This window comes from Bradyrhizobium sp., assembly GCF_049581145.1.
Taxonomy (GTDB): domain Bacteria; phylum Pseudomonadota; class Alphaproteobacteria; order Rhizobiales; family Xanthobacteraceae; genus Bradyrhizobium.
Map to the genome: position 1 here is coordinate 1 of NZ_JBAURI010000607.1, position 1,573 is coordinate 1,573.

Annotated in this window: 1 protein-coding gene; it reads left to right on the forward strand. The window is 64.8% G+C overall.

Going from position 1 to position 1,573, the window contains the following annotated elements; all coding sequences use genetic code 11:
* A partial coding sequence (locus WCB02_RS19970) for a molybdopterin dinucleotide binding domain-containing protein (RefSeq protein WP_423960701.1) occupies positions 1-1,573 on the forward strand: 1,573 nt, incomplete at both ends.

The window sequence follows — 1,573 nt, forward strand, 5'->3', positions numbered from 1 at the left end:
CCGCATGGAATGATGTACTGAAGCCGCTCGGCATCACGACCGACGAGCTTCGTGCCGCGCCGGAAGGCGTCCGGCTGCCGCTCAAGCACAGCTATCGCAAATATGCCCGCGGCGGCAGCACGTGCCAGGGATTTTCGACCGAGACCGGGCGTGTCGAGTTCTACTCGGAAAAGCTGCGACGCCATGGTTATCCGGCTCTGCCGATGCTGACGCCGACCTCCGCGCCAGAAGCCGCGTTTCCGCTTATCCTGACCACGGCGAAGAACGGCTGTTATTGTCACAGCCAGCATCGTGATATTTCGGCGCTGCGTCGCCGGTGGCCGGTGCCTGTCGTGGCTTTGCCGACCGCGTTCGCGCAGGCGCGGCAGGTGGTGGATGGCGACAGGGTCGAGATCCGGACTTCCGATGGCTGTGCGATCATGCGCGCCCGGATCGATCCGGACTTGGCCGAGAATGTTGCGGTCGCCGACTACGGCTGGTGGCAGGCTTGTCCGGACCTCGGCCTCGATGGCTCGTCGGTGGATGGGGCGACCACCGCGAATTTCAATGCGCTGGTCAGCGAGTGCGTGATCGATCCCGTCAGCGCCGCGCCCGCCATGCGGTCGCTTCGCTGCGATATCGTTCCTCTCCTGGGACAGGTCGCGCCTTGGGCCGCCGTCCGATCGTTGCGGGTTGAAGCGGTCGAGCCGGAGGCCGATGGTGTCGTAAAGATCACACTTGCCGCGGCCGACAAGTCGATCCTGCCGGCGTTCGCGGCCGGCCAGTTCCTGACACTCGCCTGCAATGAAGCAGCGGCAAGGCGAGGCGAGGTGCGGTCCTATTCGCTCTGCGGCGCGACGGCCCCGCAACCGACCTCGTATCGCATCGGCGTGAAGAAGCTCAAGGGCGGTGCCATTTCGCCGCGGCTGGTGGACGAATTGCGGGTTGGCGATTGTCTCTATTCGATGGCTCCTGCCGGGAGGTTCCTGCTGCCGCGCAGCAATGAATTTCCGATCGTGCTGATTGCCGGTGGAATCGGCATCACCCCGTTCATGGGCTATCTTGAGACGCTCGCTCTTTGGGATCGCCGACCGGACGTGCACCTTCATTATGTCGTCCCCAATCGGCGCGGGCATGCCTTTGCCGAGCGTATCGCAGCACTCGCGTGCCAAATGCCGGAGCTGAGGGTGACCACCTGCTATACCCGGCCCGATGACGGCGAAATCGAGGGCATCCACTTCGACCGTCGCGGGCGTCTGACGCTCGGCATGATGGATGAAGCCCTGGTCGCGCGTCGTGCCCGCTTCTACATGTGCGGGCCCGACGTCATGATGGAAACGATGCGGCAAGCGTTGCTGCAGGCCGGCGTGCCGAGCTTCGAAATCTTCCAGGAGCGTTTTGTCTCACCGCAGCCGTCGGCGCAGGCGGCGGCAGACAGCTCGCAACAGGTTCTGTTCAAGCGATCGGGCCTGGAACTCGAATGGGGCGCGGGCAGCGGCTCGTTGCTCGATCTCGCCGAGCGGCACGGTGTGCGGATTCCGACGGGTTGCCGCGTCGGGCAATGCGAGAGCTGCGTGGTGGGGTTGCTGGAGGG